The sequence below is a fragment of the Autumnicola musiva genome (genome assembly GCF_031846585.1).
In the GTDB taxonomy this organism is placed as follows: domain Bacteria; phylum Bacteroidota; class Bacteroidia; order Flavobacteriales; family Flavobacteriaceae; genus Autumnicola; species Autumnicola musiva.
Genome location: NZ_JAVRHK010000079.1, coordinates 1 through 611, shown reverse-complemented (window position 1 = coordinate 611; position 611 = coordinate 1). Strand labels below are relative to the sequence as shown.

Annotated in this window: 1 pseudogene; it reads right to left on the bottom strand. The window is 41.6% G+C overall.

The window, feature by feature from the left end:
• Positions 1–611, bottom strand: a pseudogene (locus RM539_RS19930) (hypothetical protein); the annotation flags it as partial.

Below are 611 nucleotides of genomic sequence, written 5' to 3'. Positions count from 1 at the left end.
CTAACATAAAGATCTTACCATCTTTTAATTGGATATGGGAAGTACGCATTTTAGTCTCTCCGTTTACCAACTGGTGCATCAGCTTCCATTTGTCATTATAGTCTTTACCTAAATATGTTCTTACGGGGATCGAAAAGAACCGAAAGCAAAAGGCCCTCTTTTCTTCATCGTAAGTTAAGCCGCAGACTCCCTCCATATTAAAGGGAAAAGCCATATCCCTCCTAAAGTTATTTATAGAGCGTTCACCACTCCAGTATTTCTCCCTGTTCTTTTTAAAAGCACTTAATATGATGCTATTCAGGTTGGTTAAGATGTTGGTGGGCATTTCTCCTTTAAAGCGATCGGAAACCAGCCGGTAGGTGGAATTGATCCGGGAGCGGTTTAGGATACCATGTTCATCTTTCTTTTCGTCAACCAATTTATATTTGATGCCTTCCGATAAGTAAAAGAACTCTTCGATCATCTCCTGTACATAAAGATGGGAGACAATAAGGTTGGCTGCCCTGTAGCACCGGTTCCTCCACAGGTAAAGCTTATCCATGGCCTCTTTACGTTCTTCTTTAGTGGGCAGGTCTATGAGTAACTGGAGCTTTCGGGTAAGTTTGAGCGTA